This is a genomic window from Frankia sp. CcWB2 (genome assembly GCF_977927585.1).
Map to the genome: position 1 here is coordinate 11040 of NZ_CDWRCM010000011.1, position 16874 is coordinate 27913.

17 protein-coding genes are annotated in these 16874 nt (G+C 71.4%); 16 read left to right on the plus strand and 1 reads right to left on the minus strand.

Translation table 11 applies throughout. The features are described from left to right. The 5 genes from ACY45C_RS02565 to nusB form a co-directional block, all read left to right on the plus strand. A partial coding sequence (locus ACY45C_RS02565) for a chorismate synthase (RefSeq protein ID WP_462186057.1) occupies positions 1-255 on the plus strand: 255 nt, incomplete at its 5' end. Positions 256-297: 42 nt separating this feature from the next. Beyond that, the gene (locus ACY45C_RS02570; RefSeq protein ID WP_462186058.1) at positions 298-903 is read left to right on the plus strand and encodes a shikimate kinase; all 606 of its coding nucleotides are present in this window, start codon (positions 298-300) and stop codon (positions 901-903) included. A gap of 2 nt (positions 904-905) precedes the next feature. Next, positions 906-1994 (plus strand): 3-dehydroquinate synthase, encoded by a 1089-nt coding sequence (gene aroB, locus ACY45C_RS02575; RefSeq protein WP_462186077.1) that lies wholly within the window; start codon positions 906-908, stop codon positions 1992-1994. A gap of 217 nt (positions 1995-2211) precedes the next feature. Further along, positions 2212-2775: an elongation factor P gene (efp, locus tag ACY45C_RS02580; RefSeq protein WP_011437591.1), complete on the plus strand. Its 564-nt coding sequence runs from the start codon at positions 2212-2214 to the stop codon at positions 2773-2775. Continuing rightward, positions 2772-3236, plus strand: coding sequence for a transcription antitermination factor NusB (nusB, locus tag ACY45C_RS02585; RefSeq protein ID WP_462186078.1), 465 nt, complete (start codon positions 2772-2774; stop codon positions 3234-3236). The genes efp and nusB overlap by 4 nt, the downstream gene beginning before the upstream one ends. A gap of 211 nt (positions 3237-3447) precedes the next feature. Here the strand turns inward: nusB and bldD are convergent, their stop codons facing one another. Beyond that, the gene (gene bldD / locus ACY45C_RS02590; protein WP_462186059.1) at positions 3448-3945 is read right to left on the minus strand and encodes a transcriptional regulator BldD; all 498 of its coding nucleotides are present in this window, start codon (positions 3943-3945) and stop codon (positions 3448-3450) included. Between the two features lie 429 nt (positions 3946-4374). On the opposite strand from bldD, the gene pyrR reads away from it, so the two are divergent. The 11 genes from pyrR to coaBC all read left to right on the plus strand — a co-directional run. Continuing rightward, on the plus strand, positions 4375-4995 hold the full coding sequence (gene pyrR, locus ACY45C_RS02595) for a bifunctional pyr operon transcriptional regulator/uracil phosphoribosyltransferase PyrR (protein WP_462186060.1): 621 nt from the start codon (positions 4375-4377) through the stop codon (positions 4993-4995). A 49-nt stretch (positions 4996-5044) separates the two neighbouring features. After that, on the plus strand, positions 5045-5968 hold the full coding sequence (locus ACY45C_RS02600; protein WP_462186061.1) for an aspartate carbamoyltransferase catalytic subunit: 924 nt from the start codon (positions 5045-5047) through the stop codon (positions 5966-5968). After that, positions 5965-7341: a dihydroorotase gene (locus tag ACY45C_RS02605; RefSeq protein WP_462186062.1), complete on the plus strand. Its 1377-nt coding sequence runs from the start codon at positions 5965-5967 to the stop codon at positions 7339-7341. Before ACY45C_RS02600 ends, ACY45C_RS02605 begins: the two co-directional genes overlap by 4 nt. Then, a complete protein-coding gene (locus ACY45C_RS02610) occupies positions 7338-8393 on the plus strand; it encodes a PH-like domain-containing protein (RefSeq protein ID WP_462186063.1) in 1056 nt (351 codons plus the stop codon). Before ACY45C_RS02605 ends, ACY45C_RS02610 begins: the two co-directional genes overlap by 4 nt. A 35-nt stretch (positions 8394-8428) precedes the next feature. Further along, the gene (carA, locus tag ACY45C_RS02615) at positions 8429-9625 is read left to right on the plus strand and encodes a glutamine-hydrolyzing carbamoyl-phosphate synthase small subunit (protein ID WP_462186079.1); all 1197 of its coding nucleotides are present in this window, start codon (positions 8429-8431) and stop codon (positions 9623-9625) included. Beyond that, positions 9622-13077: a carbamoyl-phosphate synthase large subunit gene (carB, locus tag ACY45C_RS02620; protein WP_462186064.1), complete on the plus strand. Its 3456-nt coding sequence runs from the start codon at positions 9622-9624 to the stop codon at positions 13075-13077. The genes carA and carB overlap by 4 nt, the downstream gene beginning before the upstream one ends. Next, positions 13074-13898: an orotidine-5'-phosphate decarboxylase gene (pyrF, locus tag ACY45C_RS02625; RefSeq protein WP_462186065.1), complete on the plus strand. Its 825-nt coding sequence runs from the start codon at positions 13074-13076 to the stop codon at positions 13896-13898. Before carB ends, pyrF begins: the two co-directional genes overlap by 4 nt. A gap of 227 nt (positions 13899-14125) precedes the next feature. Next, entirely contained in the window at positions 14126-14443 is a 318-nt protein-coding gene (gene mihF / locus ACY45C_RS02630; protein ID WP_462186066.1) for an integration host factor, actinobacterial type, read from the plus strand. A gap of 244 nt (positions 14444-14687) precedes the next feature. Then, complete coding sequence (gene gmk / locus ACY45C_RS02635; RefSeq protein ID WP_462186067.1) at positions 14688-15233, plus strand: guanylate kinase; 546 nt, start codon at positions 14688-14690, stop codon at positions 15231-15233. Positions 15234-15371: 138 nt separating this feature from the next. Then, complete coding sequence (gene rpoZ / locus ACY45C_RS02640; RefSeq protein ID WP_462186068.1) at positions 15372-15656, plus strand: DNA-directed RNA polymerase subunit omega; 285 nt, start codon at positions 15372-15374, stop codon at positions 15654-15656. 48 nt (positions 15657-15704) lie between these two features. Further along, on the plus strand, positions 15705-16874 hold a 1170-nt coding region (gene coaBC / locus ACY45C_RS02645), incomplete at its 3' end, for a bifunctional phosphopantothenoylcysteine decarboxylase/phosphopantothenate--cysteine ligase CoaBC (RefSeq protein WP_462186080.1).

The following is a 16874-nucleotide window of genomic DNA, read 5'->3' on the forward strand; positions in this document are numbered from 1 at the left end:
CGCGTGCGGGTGGCGATGAAGCCGATCTCCTCGCTGACCAGGCCGTTGTCCACGGTGGACGTGTCCACTGGCGAGGCGGCGGTCGCGATCAACCAGCGGTCCGACGTGTGCGCGGTGCCCGCGGCCGGGGTGGTGACGGAGGCGATGGTCGCCCTCGTGCTCGCCGGCGCGGCGCTGGAGAAGTTCGGGGGGGACTCGGTGGAGGAGACCCGGCGCAATTACGAGGGGTACCTGAAGTCCCTGGTCATCCGCTGATCGGCGGCGGGAATCGGCAGGCGGCGAAGACAGAGGATCATCGTGGGGGAGCCGGCGACGGACGCGTGGGCGGGGCCGATGGCCTGGACGGGGCCGATGGTGGTGCTGGTCGGAGCGCCCGGAGCGGGGAAGACGACGGTGGGCACCCAGCTGGCGCGGCGGTGGGGGGTGGGTTTCCGCGACACCGACGCCGACATCGAGGCGGCGCTCGGCACCACCGTCGCGGACATCTTTCTCGATCATGGTGAGGAGTACTTCCGGCTGGCCGAGCGCCGGGCGGTGGCGGCCGCGCTCGCGGATCATCGGGGGGTCCTGGCCCTTGGCGGGGGAGCGGTGCTCGACGCTGAGACCCGGACCCTGCTGGCCGGGCACCGGGTCGTCTATCTTGAGGTGGGAGTTTCCGACGCGGTGCGGCGGGTGGGCCTCGCCCGGGACCGTCCACTGCTGGTCGAGGGGCCCCGCACGCGGCTCGCCGCCCTGCTCAGGGCACGCCGGCCGCTCTACGCCGAGGTGGCGACGGTGGTCATCGACACCGCGGGGCACGAGCCGGACGAGGTGACCGACCAGGTGGCGGCGGCACTGGGCCCGCTGCTCACGGCGGGCAGCGGACCGGGCGAGGCGGCGGACGCCGCAGGGGGCAGACGGTGAGTATGCAGGTGAAGGCCTCCGACATCGTGCGGATCCCGGTACGGCCGGGCGGCGGGCGTCCCTACGACGTCGTGCTCGGGGCGGGCCTGCTCGGCGAGCTCGCCGAGGCCGTCGCCGGGCGGACCCGCGCCGCGGTGATCCATCCCGGGGCGTTGCGGGCCACCGCGGACGCCGTCGTCGCCGACCTGCGGGAGAACGCGGGCGTGGAGGCGCACGCCATCGAGGTGCCCGGCGGCGAGGAGGCCAAGCAGCTGCGGATCGCCGGCTTCTGCTGGGACGTGCTCGGCCGGATCGGCTTCACCCGGGACGACGTGGTGATCGGCCTCGGCGGCGGCACCGTGACGGACCTGGCCGGGTTCGTCGCCGCGAGCTGGCTGCGCGGGGTGGACGTCGTCCAGGTGCCGACCACCGTGCTCGGCATGGTCGACGCGGCGGTCGGCGGGAAGACCGGCATCGACATCGACGCGGGCAAGAACCTGGTCGGGGCGTTCCACCAGCCGCTCGGCGTGCTGTGCGATCTGGCGGCGCTGGAGTCCCTGCCGGCCGTCGAGGTACGCGCCGGGCTCGCCGAGGTCGTCAAGACCGGTTTCATCGCCGACGCGGCGATCATCGATCTGCTCGACGCCGATCCGACCGGCACCGCGCATCTGCCCGAGCTGATCGAGCGGTCCATCCGGGTCAAGGCCGAGGTGGTCTCCGGCGATCCGCGGGAGGACGGCCGGCGGGAGATCCTCAACTATGGTCACACCCTCGGTCATGCCATCGAGAAGGTCGAGCACTTCAGCTGGCGGCACGGCGCGGCGATCTCGGTGGGCATGGTGTTCGCGGCGGAGCTGTCCCGGCTTGTCGTCGGCCTCGACGATGCCACCGCCGACCGGCACCGCGAGCTGCTGACCCGCATCGGCCTGCCGGTGACCTACCGGGGCGACCGGTGGGCGGCGCTGCTCGACGCGATGCGGGTCGACAAGAAGGCGCGGGGACGGCGGATGCGTTTCGTCGGCCTCGAGGCGCAGGGCCGCACCGTCATCCTGGACAATCCGGATGCTGGCCTGCTGATCGCGGCGTTCACCACCGTCGCCGAGGATCGGTAGACTCGTCGCGGCGGTTTGTAGGATCGCCGCCACGTCCGCGCCCGGTGTCCGCGCCCGGTGGCGGGTCCGGAAGCGGCCTGAGGATGGGGAAGCGGCCTGGGATGGCTGGGATGGCCTGGGGAGCCTGGGGAGAGAGCACCGCGGTCCTCGCACGAGGGTCCGGGTAACGACCACACCCGCCGTCGGCGTACGGCGATGGAAACGGAGAACGCGCGCAGTGGCGACCACCAACGACCTGAAGAACGGCATGACGCTCGACATCGACGGGGTGTTGTGGAACGTCGTCGGCTTCCAGCACGTCAAGCCGGGTAAGGGTGGGGCGTTCGTCCGCACGACCCTGAAGAACGTGCTCACCGGGAAAGTCGTCGACCGCACCTTCAACGCCGGGGTCAAGGTCGACGTCGCGACCGTCGACCGCCGCGAGATGACCTACCTCTACCGGGACGGTGCCGATTTCGTCTTCATGGACAGCGAGTCCTACGATCAGATCCCGATCCCGCCGGATGTCGTCGGCGGGACGGCCGACTACATGCTGGAGAACACCGTGGCCACCGTCGCGCTGCACGACGGCGCCCCGCTCTACGTCGAACTGCCGGCCAGCGTCGAGCTGACCATTTCGCAGACCGACCCGGGGGTGCAGGGCGATCGCTCGACCGGCGGGACGAAGCCGGCCACCCTGGAGACGGGCGCCACCATCAACGTGCCGCTGTTCATCACCAGCGGGGAAAAGGTCAAGGTCGACACGCGTGACGGCCGGTACCTGGGCCGGGTGACGAGCTGAGCGCCAGGTCCAAGGCCCGTAAACGGGCACTGGACATCCTCTACGAAGCGGACGTGCGCGCGAGCGCCGTGCCGGAGATCCTCGCTGCCCGGCTGGCCCAGTCCGATCCACCGGTGTCGGAATACGCCGTCGAGCTGGTCGAGGGGGTCATCGAGCACCGCGGGGAGATCGACGAGCGGATCGTCCGGTACGCCGAGGGTTGGATGTTGGAGCGGATGCCGCCGGTCGACCGCAACATTCTGCGGATCGCCGTGCTGGAACTGCTCTGGCGTCCCGACGTCCCGGATCGGGTCGCCATCGACGAAGCCGTGGAACTGGCGAAGAACCTCTCCACCCACCGGTCGCCGGCGTTCGTCAACGGGCTGCTCGCGAGTCTGGTCGAGGGGAAGAGCCCGGCCACCACGGCCGAGTCGACCGGACGAGGATCGGCGGTGGATTCCATTCCCGGCCAGCCGTCGTAGCGGCGGTCTACCGGGGTTACCCGGTTGCCGGGTTGCCCGGTTACCCTGCTGCCAGGTTACCGGGAGGGAACCGGGATCGGCATTCCCGGTACGTCGCCCAGGCGACGTACCGGGTCCTTCCCCGGATACGTGTGCCGCGGGTGGCGCGGATGCGAGCCGGCGGACTGTGGTACCGGTACCGCGGTACCGGTACCACAGTACCGGAGCGAGGCTAGACGTCGGTCGCCGCGGCGTCCGCGCCCTGCTCCGGAGACAGCACGCCCCAAGAGACGAGCTGCTCGGTGAGCTTGCTCGGCGAGGTGTCGTAGATCACCGCGAGCGAGCGCAGGTCCTCGTACCGGATCGAGAGCGCTCGGCCGTTGTAGTCGCCGCGCTGGCTCTGAATGGTCGCCGCGTACCGGGCGAGCGGACCGCCCTGCTCCTTGGGAACCTGGGAGAGACGCTCGAGGTCGAGGACGATCCGGGGAGACTGCTCCAGCGGAGCGACGGTGGAACCCTCGGGAAGAAGCTCCCCCACCGGAACGCCGTAGAATTCCGCGAGCTCGGAGAGGCGCTGCACGGTGACGGCGCGGTCCCCACGTTCGTAGGAACCCACGACGACGGCTTTCCACCGACCGTGCGACTTCTCTTCGACGCCATGAAGCGAGAGCCCCTGCTGGGTGCGTATCGCGCGCAGCCGAGCACCGAGCGCCTTCGCATAGTCGGACATCGGAGTGCCCACTCCTGTCGTGGTCGATCAGTTGGAACCGGGGCTCGTGCCGCCGGCGGTTACCGATAGTAGTGCCCGCCGGGTTGACGCTCGACACCCGGGGGGGTCGTGTCGCCTCTTTCTTTGTACCACTTTCTGTAGCCCTCTGGTTGCGCCCTATGCCTGAGCGGTGGGAACTTCCGGGTGCCGTCACCGCTGTGGCGACGGCGTCGAACCCAGTGACAAGTAGTGACAACATGATGCTGCGTGGTTGGCGCGGCAATAACGTCCCGCGCTGTCCGGACCGGTGGGCGACCCGTCGTCGCGCTGGGCGCCAGGGGCGGTCGGCGTCCGGAGGCGAGACCCTCACACGTCCTGAGGGCCCTGGTAACGTCGCTGGGACCACTCCTTTAAGGACCGTCCCGTGAGGCGGGGAAGGAGGGATGCCGCGTGGCTCCGGCTGCCGCGAGCGACCCCGCATCGCGCCGTCCCGGCACCGCCCGGGCAGTACTGTCCGCAGACGACATCACCCGGATCGTCAGCCGGATGGCGCATCAGATTCTCGAGAAGACCTCCGGTGGCGCCGGGGTCGTCCTGCTCGGAGTACCCACCCGAGGGGTACCTCTCGCGCACCGGCTGGCACAGCGGGTGCAGGCCGTCGAGGGGGTGCGTCTCCCGGTTGGCTCCCTCGACCCGACCATGTACCGCGACGATCTGCGACTGCGCGGCGTGCGTCCCCTCGAGGTGACCGACATTCCCGAGGGTGGTGTCGACAGTCGTGTGGTGATCCTCGTCGACGACGTCCTCTACTCCGGGCGCACGGTGCGGGCGGCGCTGGACGCCCTGGCCGCCTACGGCCGGCCGCGTGCCGTCCAGCTCGCGGTCCTGATCGACCGGGGCCATCGCGAGCTGCCGATCCGCGCCGACTACGTCGGGAAGAACATGCCGACCTCGCGCCGGGAGTCGGTGGCCGTCCGGCTGCGGGAGATTGACGGCGCCGACGGCGTACTGATCCTCTCGGCCGCCGGGGGGGACGTCGCCGACGGCGCGCTTCCCGGGAACCAGCCATGATCGGGGGGAGTGCCGTGCGGGGAGCACGAGCCGGGTTCGGGGGACGGGTGTGAACCGCCATCTCCTCTCGACCGAGGATCTCTACCGGGACGACGCGCTGCTGGTGCTGGACACCGCTGAACGGATGGCGCGGGTCGCCGAGGCGTCGGTGCGCAAACTGCCGACCCTGCGGGGCCGCACCGTCGTCAACCTGTTCTTCGAAGACTCCACCCGCACCCGCACGTCCTTCGAGGTAGCCGCCAAGAGACTGTCGGCCGATGTGATCAATTTTTCGGCGCGCGGGTCAAGCGTGTCGAAGGGCGAAAGCCTGAAGGACACGGCGCAGACCCTCGAGGCGATGGGCGCCGACGCCGTGGTCTGCCGGCATGCCGCGAGCGGCGCGCCGCACCGACTGGCCTCCTGGGTGCGCGGCAGCGTGGTGAACGCGGGAGACGGCACCCACGAGCACCCGACCCAGGCCCTGCTCGACGCCTTCACCATGCGCCGCCGGCTCGGCCGGATCGACGGCCTCGCCGTCACCATCGTCGGCGACGTGCTGCATTCCCGGGTAGCGCGATCGAACGTGTGGCTGCTCGCCACGCTGGGCGCGACGGTGACCGTCGTGGCCCCGCCGACGTTGTTGCCCCTCGGGATCTCCTCGTGGCCGGTCGAGGTGTCGTACGACCTCGACGCCGTGCTGCCCAAGAGCGACGTGGTGATGATGCTGCGGGTCCAGCGGGAGCGGATGTCCGCGGCCTTCTTCCCGACCGAACGGGAGTACAGCCGGCGCTACGGGCTGGATGCCGACCGGGCGGAGATGTTGCCCGGCCACGCCCTGGTGATGCATCCCGGCCCGATGGTACGCGGGATGGAGATCGCCTCCCGGGTCGCCGACTCCGCCCGGTCGACAGTCGTGGAACAGGTTGCGAACGGGGTGAGCGTGCGGATGGCCGTGCTGTACCTGCTGCTGGGTGGTTCCGGGGAGGTCTCATGACGACGCCCGCGGCGGAGACGCCGGGAGAGACGCCGGTGGGGACGCCGACGGGGACCTCCTGGGTCCTGCGGCGGGTCCGCCCGCTCGGCGGGGACCCTGTCGACGTCGTCCTCGCGGGCGGGGTGGTGGCCGCCTGGCGACCGGCCGGCTCCACGCACGCCGGGGCCGGGGGACTGCCCGCCGGCACCACCGTGCTGGGCACGGACGGGCTGATCCTGCTCCCCGGCCTGGTCGACCTGCACACTCACCTGCGGGAACCCGGCCGGGAGGACGCCGAGACGGTCGCCTCCGGCACCCGCGCCGCGGCCCTCGGTGGCTACACCACCGTGTTCGCGATGGCGAACACCAATCCGGTCGCCGACACCGCGGGGGTCGTCGAGCAGGTGTGGCGGCTCGGCCTGGATGCGGGTCACTGCGACGTCCGGCCGGTCGGCGCGGTCACCGTCGGGCTTGCCGGCGAGCGACTCGCCGAACTCGGCGCCATGGCCTCCTCCGCGGCGGGCGTGCGGGTCTTCTCCGACGACGGGCACTGCGTGTCGGACGCGCTGCTCATGCGCCGGGCGCTGGAGTACGTCAAGGCGTTCGACGGGGTGATCGCCCAGCATGCGCAGGAACCGCGACTGACCGAGAACGCCCAGATGAACGAGGGCACGGTGGCCGCCCGGCTGGGGCTGCCGGGGTGGCCCGCGGTCGCCGAGGAGGCGATCATCGCCCGGGACGCGCTGCTGGCCGGGCACGTCGGCTCCCGGCTGCACGTCTGTCACGTCTCCACCGCCGGATCGGTGGAGATCATCCGGTGGGCCAAGGCGAAGGGCTGGAACGTCACCGCCGAGGTGACCCCGCACCACCTGCTGCTCACCGACGACCTGGTCTGCTCGTTCGACCCGGTCTACAAGGTCAACCCGCCGCTGCGCACCGCCGCCGACGTCGCCGCGCTGCGCGCCGGGCTCGCCGACGGCACGATCGACTGCGTCGCCACCGACCACGCCCCGCACGCGCTGGAGGACAAGGAGACGGAGTGGGCCGCCGCGCGTCCCGGCATGCTCGGTCTCGAGACGGCGCTGTCGGTGGTCATCGAGACGATGGTCATCCCGGGCCGGTTGGACTGGGCCGGGGTCGCCGAGCGGATGGCACTGGCCCCGGCGAGGATCGGTGGCCTGCCGCGAACCGCGACCGAGGTGTGGAGTTCCATAGCAGTGGGCGCGCCCGCGACCGTCACCCTGCTCGACCCGGCGCCGTGGCGGATGGTCGAGCCGGACGCGCTCGCCAGCCGCAGCCGCAACACGCCCTATGCGGGCCGGTCGCTGCCGGGAACGATCCGCGCCACGTTCCTGCGGGGACGGCCCACCGTGTTCGACGGGAAGATCGTATGATTGTTTCGCGCGCCGCATCCCTGCAGGCTGCCGGGCCCGCCGTCGCCTTGGACCGGGCGCCGGACCGCCTGGGGCTGCACCTGCTTCTCCTGCTCGGTCTGTTGCTGGTGTTCGTCGCGGTGGTCGGTTCGATGCGACGGGCGTGGCGCAACCGGGCCGAGCGTCAGGAGGAGGACCTTCCCGAGCTGCCCGTCCCGCCGGCGGAACCGGGCACGGTGTTCGCCGCTCCGCTGCGCGGGATGTACCTCGGCACCGTCGACGCCGGGCACTGGCTGGAATGGATCGCCGCCCGCGGGCTGGGCGGGCGGGCCGGCGGCTACGTCAGCGTGTACGAGACCGGGGTGCGGGTGGACCGCCCCGGGGAGGCGTTCTGGATCCCGCGCGAGGCCGTCCGCGGTGCCCGGCTGGAGCGGGCGCACGCCGGCAAGGTTTCCGCTCCCGGGCGTCTGATCGTCATCGCGTGGTCGTTCGGCGGGCACGAGCTGGAGACCGGTTTCCGTGGCGAGGACCGCGCCCGTCAGCCCAAGGTCGTGCGCGCCGTCCACGACCTGATCGGCCCCCCGCCCGCGCATCTGGCACCGGGCGACGTCACCTCACCGCACGCGGTACCGCGGATCCGCCCGCGGATCCGCCCGCGGATCCGCGGGCGGGCCATCGCGCCCGGCCCCGGGACGGTGGGCCGGCCCGGGCAGCGACCGGGTTCCGGACAGCCGACCGAGGAGATGCCGGCGATCCGGACCGGCCCTCGGCTGCGTTCCCGGGGGGAGCGGGCCCAGGCCCGCGGCGAGCAGGCGGTGCCCGCCGACCGGCGGCCCTACGCGGAGCGGTGGCGCTCGGACCAGCGACTCCCCGATCGGCGACACCCGGATGAGGGTCACCCCGACCCGCGCCGCCCCGACTCGCGCCATCCCGATCAGCGGCCGGCGGATCCGGGATCGGGCCCCGGGTGGGTGCACCCGGGACAGCTTGATCAGTCTGACCCCGGCTGGTCGTCGGTTGACCCGTTGACCTCACCGCTCGGTGAGGTCAACAGGCTGAAGGAGGATCGGTGAGCACTCCCACCACGACGCCGACGCGAGCGGTCCTGATGCTGGAGGACGGTCGCAGCTTCGTCGGCGAGGCGTACGGGGCGATCGGCGAGACCTTCGGCGAGGCCGTGTTCTCCACCGGGATGACCGGCTACCAGGAGACGCTGAGCGATCCGTCGTTCCACGGCCAGGTCGTCATCATGACCGCCCCGCACATCGGCAACACCGGCGTCAACGACGAGGACTACGAGTCCGAGCGGATCCAGGTCGCCGGGTTCGTCGTGCGTGACCCCGCCCGGCGGGCCTCCAACTGGCGCGCCCGGGGCACGCTTGACGACGAGCTGGCCGCGGCCGGCGTGGTGGGGATCAGCGGGATTGACACCCGGGCGCTGACCCGTCACCTGCGTGAGCTCGGCTCGATGCGGTGCGGGATCAGCAGCGTGCTCGACGCCGACGCCGACGCCGATGGTGGCCCGGTCGGCACGGGCCCGGGTTCCGGCGCGGACGGCGAGCGGGCGGCGGCGCTCGACGCCCTGCTCGACCGGGTCCGCGCCTCCCCGGAGATGCTCGGCGCGGATCTTGCGCCCCGGGTCTCCACCCCTACCCCCTATGTGGTGGAGGCGGTGGCGGGCGCCGCGCTGTTCAAAGTCGCCGCGCTCGATCTCGGCATCAAGCGCGCGACGCCGGCCGCCATGGCCGCGCTGGGCTGCGAGGTGCACGTGCTGCCGGCCCGCACCATCGGCGAACAGCTGCTGGCGCTCGAACCGGACGGGGTGTTCCTGTCGAACGGTCCCGGCGACCCGGCGGCGGCGGACTACGCGGTTGACGCGCTGCGGACGGTGCTGCGGGCCGGTGTCCCGGTGTTCGGGATCTGTTTCGGGCACCAGCTGCTGGCCCGCGCTCTCGGCTTCGAGACGTACAAGCTCACCTACGGCCACCGCGGCGTGAACCAGCCGGTCGGGGACATGGCGACCGGGCGGATCGCGGTCACCAGCCAGAACCACGGGTTCGCCGTGCGGGCGCCGCTGACCGGGGTGACCGACACCCCGTTCGGCCGGGTGGTGGTCAGCCACCGCGGCCTCAACGACAACGTCGTCGAGGGATTGGAGTGTCTGGACGTGCCGGCCTTCAGCGTGCAGTTCCATCCGGAGGCCGCGCCGGGGCCGCATGATGCCTCCTCGTTGTTCGAGCGGTTCCGCGCTTTGATGGCGGACACCCGGGAGCGTGGCGAGAGATCTGTCGGGAGTGAACGATGAGTGGTTCGACGAGCCAGGGGTCCCCGCGGGTCAGGAGCGCAGCGAGCGATCCGCGGGAAAGGCTGAGCAGTGTCCTGGTCCTCGGCTCCGGGCCGATCGTGATCGGCCAGGCGTGCGAGTTCGACTATTCGGGTACCCAGGCCTGCCGGGTGCTGCGCGCGGAGGGCCTGCGGGTCATCCTGGTCAACAGCAACCCGGCGACGATCATGACCGATCCGGGGATCGCGGACGCGACCTACGTCGAGCCGATCACCCCGGACATCGTCGCGAAGATCATCGAACGGGAGCGGCCCGACGCGATCCTCGCCACCATGGGGGGCCAGACCGCGCTGAACACCGCCGTCGCCCTGCACGACGCCGGTGTCCTGGACCGCTTCGAGGTCCGTCTGATCGGCGCGAACATCGACGCGATCCGCGCCGGGGAGGACCGTCAGGCGTTCAAGGACATCGTCGCCGCGGTCGGCGGCGAGACCGCGCGCAGCGCCATCTGCCACACCGTCGCCGAGTGCCTGGCCGCCGGGGAGGAGTTCTCTTACCCGGTGGTCGTGCGACCCAGCTTCACCCTCGGCGGCGCCGGCAGCGGCTTCGCCCATGATTCCGGCGAGCTGCGCCGGATGGCGGCGGACGGACTGGCCGCGAGCCCGTCGACCGAGGTGCTGGTGGAGGAGTCGGTCCTCGGCTGGAAGGAGTACGAGCTCGAGCTGATGCGCGACCGCGCGGACAACGTGGTCGTGGTCTGCTCGATCGAAAACGTCGACCCGATGGGGGTGCACACCGGCGACTCGATCACGGTGGCGCCGGCGATGACCCTGACCGACCGCGAGTACCAGCGCATGCGGGACATGGCGATCGCGGTGATGCGGGCCGTCGGCGTCGACGCCGGCGGCTGCAACATCCAGTTCGCCGTCGACCCGGCGACGGGCCGGCAGGTGGTCATCGAGATGAACCCCCGGGTGTCGCGGTCCTCGGCCCTGGCCTCGAAGGCGACCGGCTTCCCGATCGCGAAGATCTCGGCGAAGCTCGCGCTCGGGTACACCCTCGACGAGATCCCCAACGACATCACCCGCACCACGCCCGCGGCCTTCGAGCCGGCGCTGGACTACGTCGTGGTGAAGGTGCCGCGGTTCGCGTTCGAGAAGTTCCCCGGTGCCGACCCGACGCTCACGACGACGATGAAGTCCGTCGGCGAGGCGATGGGGGTTGGCCGCAGCTTCGCCGAGGCGCTGCAGAAGGCGCTGCGCTCGATGGAGGCCCCGGGCTCGGTGTTCTCCTTCGTCCCGCCCGAGGCGGACGCCGCCGACCTGCTGGAAGCCGCGCGGGTTCCCCACGACGGCCGGTTGCGTACCGTCCAGCAGGCGCTGCTCGCCGGCGCGGATCCCGACGAGGTCACCCGGGTCACCGGGATCGACCCGTGGTTCGTCGACCAGCTCGTCTTCCTCAACGAGACCGCGGCGACGATCAGCCGCAATCCGGCGGGCATCCGGCGGGCCAAGCGAGCCGGGTTCTCCGACGCCCAGCTCGCCGAGATCCTCGGCACCTCCGAGGACGTGGTCCGGGCGTTCCGCCACCGCACCGGCATCCGGCCGGTGTTCAAGACCGTCGACACCTGCGCGGCGGAGTTTGCCTCCGAGACCCCGTACCACTACTCCGCTTACGACGCCGAGACCGAGGTCGCGCCGAGCGAACGGCCGCGGGTGATCGTGCTCGGCAGCGGGCCCAACCGCATCGGCCAGGGCATCGAGTTCGACTACGCCTGTTGCCATGCGGTGATGGCGCTCTCCGGCGCCGGCTATGAGACCGTCATGGTCAACTGCAACCCGGAGACGGTGTCCACCGATTACGACACCGCCGACCGGCTCTACGTCGAGCCGTTGACGGTCGAGGACGTGCTCGAGGTCGTCCACGCCGAGCAGCAGGCCGGGCCGCTCGCCGGGGTGATCGTCCAGCTCGGTGGGCAGACCCCCCTCGGCATCGCCGCGGCGCTGGCCGAGGCGGGCGTGCCCGTCGTGGGCACCCCGCCGAAGGCGATCCATCTGGCTGAGGACCGCGGGCTGTTCGGGCGTGTGCTGGCCCGGGCGGGCCTGCCCTCGCCGCCGCACGGGGTGGCGACCTCTTTCGCCGAGGCGCGCACGGTGGCCGAGCGGATCGGGTACCCGGTGCTGGTGCGGCCGTCCTACGTGCTCGGCGGGCGCGGCATGGAGATCGTCTATGACGACACGATGCTGCGCGACTACATCGATCGGGCCACCGCCATCTCCCCGGAACATCCGGTGCTCGTCGACCGGTTCCTCGACGACGCGGTGGAGATCGACGTCGACGCCCTCTACGACGGGGAGACGCTCTACCTCGCCGGGGTGATGGAGCACATCGAGGAGGCCGGGGTCCATTCGGGCGACTCGGCCTGCGTCCTGCCGCCGATCACGCTGGGCCGTTCGGAGCTCGACCGTATCCGGGCGTCCACCGAGGCGATCGCGAAGGGCGTCGGGGTGCGGGGCCTGCTCAACGTCCAGTACGCCCTGCAGTCCGATGTGCTCTACGTCCTGGAGGCCAATCCCCGGGCGTCGCGGACCGTGCCGTTCGTCTCCAAGGCCACCGCGGTGCCGCTGGCCAAGGCCGCTGCCCGGGTGATGCTCGGCGCGACCATCGACGAGCTGCGGGCCGAGGGCCTGCTGCCGCGCTCCGGCGATGGCGGCACCCTGCCGCTGGACTCGCACATCTCGGTCAAGGAGGCCGTGCTGCCCTTCGGGCGCTTCCGGGACGCCGGTGGCCGCGGCGTCGACACCGTCCTCGGGCCGGAGATGAAGTCGACCGGTGAGGTGATGGGCATCGATGATGGCTTCGGTACAGCCTACGCCAAGTCTCAGGCCGCCGCATACGCCTCGCTGCCCACCTACGGCCGGGTGTTCGTCTCCGTGGCCAACCGGGACAAACGGGCGATGGTTTTTCCGATCAAGCGGCTCGCGGATCTCGGTTTTGTCGTTTACGCCACCGAGGGGACCGCGGACGTGCTGCGGCGCAACGGGGTTAAGGCGGTCGTCCTCGGTAAGCACTGGGCCCCCACCGAGGGGCTACTCGACTGTGTCGAGATGATCACATCCGGGCAGATCGACCTCGTCATCAACACCCCGTGGGGCGTCGGCCCGCGCCTGGACGGCTATGAGATCCGCACGGCCTGCGTGAGTGCCGGGGTTCCGTGCATCACCACGATCCAGGGTGCGGCGGCCTGTGTTCAGGGCGTGGAAGCGATGGTACGGGGGGAGCTGGGGGTCCGATCGTTGCAGGAATACCACGCGGCGCTGCGGCAGGCGTGGGGCGGGGGACAACCGGGCGGCTCGCCGCCCGGATCCTCCGGCTCTGTGGCGCCTGAGTCTGTGGCGCCTGAGTCTGTGGCGCCTGAGTCTGTGGCGCCCGAGTCTGCCGCACTCGGACCGGCGGCCAGGACGAGCAGATGAGCGCCGGCCGGAGGAGCTCCGACGGGAGGAGTGCCGCCGCGCCCCGCTTCACCCCGCCGCGGGGCCGGGCGCCGCTGGCGGTCGCGCTGGATGCCCCGGACGCCGCGACCGCGCTGCGCTGGGCTGCCGCGGTCGCCCCCACCGCGGCCGTGCTAAAGATCGGTCTGGAGCTGTTCTACCGGGAGGGCCCGGCAATCGTGACGGCGCTGCGCGCGGCCGGCGTGCTCGCCGGGGCCGGCGGCGCGACGCACGCCGCGGGCGGCGCCGGAAGCGCCCCGGAGTTGTTCCTCGATCTCAAACTGCACGACATTCCCGCCACGGTCGCCGGGGGAATGCGCTCAATCACCCCGTTGGGCCCTCGTTTCGTGACCGTGCATGCGGCTGGGGGGGCGGCGATGATACGTGCGGCGATCGAGGCGGCCCCGGATGTCGAGGTAGCCGTCGTGACCGTACTCACCTCGCTGGATGTGGCGGCGCTCAGCGCGATCGGGCTCGCCGGCCCCCCTTCCGACGCCGTCCGCAGGCTTGCCGTGCTTGCGGTCGAAGCCGGTGCGCGCACCCTCGTGTGCAGTCCGCGGGAGGTGCGAATGGTCCGTATGGAGCTTGGTAGCAATGTGACTCTCATCACCCCAGGAGTGCGACCGGGGGGGGCGGAAACCGGCGATCAGGCCCGAACCGCGACGCCGGAAGCTGCCCTTGTGGGGGGTTCTGACCTGGTCGTGGTGGGTCGCCCAATCACCGGTGCGCCCGATCCCGGGGTCGCCGCGAGGGCCGTCGCCGCAGGTCTCGGCGCTGCCAGCAGGGTTGTTGACCTGCTGTGACGCCGAGGGGACTAGGGTGTGTTCGTCCTGGTGCGGTACGAAGCGGTACGGTGGGGCCGCCGTAGACCGAAAGGGTGCGGCACGAGTGGGCCACCCCTTTCGTCCGTCAAAGCCTTCTCTTGTGCTGACAATATGTTCGCATCAGAGTGTTATGGCCAAGGCTGGACTGAGGAGCCCCTTCCTCGCTAGTTTGCGCGGCGCGATCACCGAATTGAGGAGGCGTACCCGTGCCCCTGCCGCCCCTAACGCCCGAGCAGAGGGCCGCCGCCCTCGAGAAAGCAGCGTTGGCTCGTAAGCAGCGTGCGGAACTCAAGGAGCGGTTGAAGAAGGCGGAGACCACTCTGGCCGCCGTCCTGGAACAGGCCGAGGCTGATGAGGTCGTCGGCAAGATGAAGGTTTTGGCTGTTCTGGAGTCGCTTCCCGGAGTGGGGCGCGTACGCGCCCAGAAGATCCGGGAACGGCTCGGGATCAGTCCGACCCGCCGGCTGCGGGGACTCGGCGCCAAGCAGCGTGCCGCACTCCTCGAGGAGTTCGGCATGGCCTGATCCGGTGGGGTGGGAAACCACTCCGCCAACCCGGATCATGGTTACGGCGGGTAGCGGCGTTGACGGGAGGGTGGCGTCACTCACATTCTTCCGGCGATGTCGCCCTTCCTTCCGGTCGGATCGGGGGCGGCATTCTTTACCTCCCCCGATCCGACCGTCCCTGGGAAACCAGTCCCGTCCTCGTGTCCTTCGGGGACTGATGACCGTGCGCGCCGACTGACCGAGAGGTCCTATCGTGGTGCCCGTGGGTCTTACAGTGCTGTCCGGGCCGTCCGGAGTCGGGAAGGGCACCGTCGTCGCGGCAGTCCGGGAACGTCACCCCGAGGTCTGGGTCTCGGTCAGTGCCACCACGCGGCCACCGCGTCCGGGTGAGACCGACGGTGTCGAGTACCACTTCGTCGACGCCGAGGAGTTCGCCCGGATGGTCAAAGCCGGGGAGTTCGTCGAGCACGCGATGTTTGCCGGACACGCCTACGGCACCCCCCGCCGCCCGCTTCTCGAAAGGCTCGCCGCAGGTGTGCCTTGCCTGCTGGAGATCGAGCTGCTGGGCGCCCGGCAGGTGCGCTCGGCGATGCCACAGGCCCGTTTCGTCTTCCTCGCCCCGCCCACCTTCGACGAGCTTGTCCGTCGGCTGACCGGTCGGGGGACCGAGTCACCCGAGGTCATCGCCCGCCGGCTGGACCGGGCGCGCATCGAACTCGCGGCCGAGACGGAGTTCGACGACGTGATCGTGAATGACGACGTGCGGTCCGCGGCGGCCCGCTTGGTAGCATTGATGATCGGCTCGTAGGTCCGGCCCACCGGTCGCCCGCGCAGCCGACATCTCCGTACAGCCTCCTCCGCGCAGCCCGCCCTGCCCCGCGCAGCCTGCGCTCTGCACTGTCCGGACGGCGCAGCCGCCTCGGACGTCCCATTCCGGAAGGACATCGTGGCCGGTACCGTCGCCCATCCCGAAGGCATCACCAACCCCCCCATCGACGAGCTCCTCGAGGCGACCGACTCGAAGTACAGCCTGGTCATCTACGCGGCGAAGCGAGCTCGTCAGATCAACGCCTACTACTCGCAGCTCGGTGAGGGTCTGCTGGAGTACGTCGGCCCGCTGGTCGAGACGACCAACGCGCAGGAGAAGCCGCTGTCGATCGCGCTGCGTGAGATCAACGCCGGCCTGCTCACCCACGAGACCGTCACCGACAGCCTCCCGCCGGTCTCCTGATATAGGACGATGACCGAGATGCCCGACGCCGAGATGCCTGACGCTGAGATGCTCGACGCTGAGCGATCCGGCACCGGGCCGTCCGGCACCGGGCCCGGCCCTCGGCGTCCCCGGGTCGTGCTCGGTGTGGCGGGCGGCATCGCCGCCTACAAGGCGGTGGAGGTGCTCCGCCGGTTCACCGAGTCCGGCCACGAGGTCCGGGTGGTGCCCACGCCGTCGGCGCTGAGGTTCGTCGGCGCGACGACCTGGGCGGCGCTGTCGGGGAACCCGGTCACCACGGACGTGTGGGACGACGCGGACGAGGTCGCCCATGTCCGGATCGGCCGCGAGGCCGACCTCGTCCTCGTCGCGCCGGCCACCGCGGACCTGATGGCCCGCGCGGCCGCCGGGCGCGCCGATGACCTGCTCACCGGCACCCTGCTGACGGCGACCTGCCCGGTCGTCTACGCGCCGGCGATGCACACCGAGATGTGGCAGCACCCGGCCACCCGGGCGAACGTGGCGACCCTGCGGGCGCGGGGAGCGGTGGTGGCCGAGCCGGCGGTGGGCCGGCTGACCGGCGCCGACTCGGGTCCGGGCCGCCTGCCGGAGCCGGCGGAGATCGCCGCGCTCGGCATGGCGGTGCTGGCCCGGGGCGCGGCCGGGGTGCGGCCCGATCTGGCCGGCCGACATGTCCTGGTCACGGCCGGCGGCACCCGGGAGTACCTCGACCCCGTCCGGTTCCTCGGCAACGCCTCGAGCGGCCGTCAGGGGTACGCCGTGGCCAGGGCGGCCGTGGCGCGGGGAGCCTCCGTCACGGTGGTGGCGGCGAACGTCGCGCTGCCCGAGGTCGCCGGCGCCCGCACGATCCCGGTCACCTCCGCGGCGCAGCTGCGCGATCGGGTCCACGAGGTCGCGCCCTCGGCGGACGTGGTCGTCATGGCGGCCGCGGTCGCCGACTTCCGCCCCGGGGCGCCACAGGCCTACAAGATCAAGAAGGAGTCTGCGGCCCCGGGCTCCATCCCGCTCGTGGCGAATCCCGACGTGTTGGCCGAGCTGCTGGCGAACCGCCAGCCCGGTCAGGTTCTCGTCGGTTTCGCCGCCGAGACCGGCGGCCCCGGCGGGGGGGTACTCGACCACGCCCGGGCCAAACTGGCGCGCAAGCCGGTCGACCTGCTCGTGGTCAACGAGGTCGGCGCCGGCCTCGGATTCGAGGTGGAACACAACGCCGCCGTGGTA

Excerpts from the sequence above, each read along its gene's own strand:
- aroB (WP_462186077.1), top strand. The coding sequence starts at position 906 with ATGCAGGTGAAGGCCTCCGACATCGTGCGGATCCCGGTACGGCCGGGC.
- bldD (WP_462186059.1), bottom strand. The coding sequence starts at position 3,945 with ATGTCCGACTATGCGAAGGCGCTCGGTGCTCGGCTGCGCGCGATACGC.
- ACY45C_RS02605 (WP_462186062.1), top strand. The coding sequence starts at position 5,965 with ATGACGACGCCCGCGGCGGAGACGCCGGGAGAGACGCCGGTGGGGACG.
- ACY45C_RS02610 (WP_462186063.1), top strand. The coding sequence starts at position 7,338 with ATGATTGTTTCGCGCGCCGCATCCCTGCAGGCTGCCGGGCCCGCCGTC.
- carA (WP_462186079.1), top strand. The coding sequence starts at position 8,429 with ATGCTGGAGGACGGTCGCAGCTTCGTCGGCGAGGCGTACGGGGCGATC.
- carB (WP_462186064.1), top strand. The coding sequence starts at position 9,622 with ATGAGTGGTTCGACGAGCCAGGGGTCCCCGCGGGTCAGGAGCGCAGCG.
- pyrF (WP_462186065.1), top strand. The coding sequence starts at position 13,074 with ATGAGCGCCGGCCGGAGGAGCTCCGACGGGAGGAGTGCCGCCGCGCCC.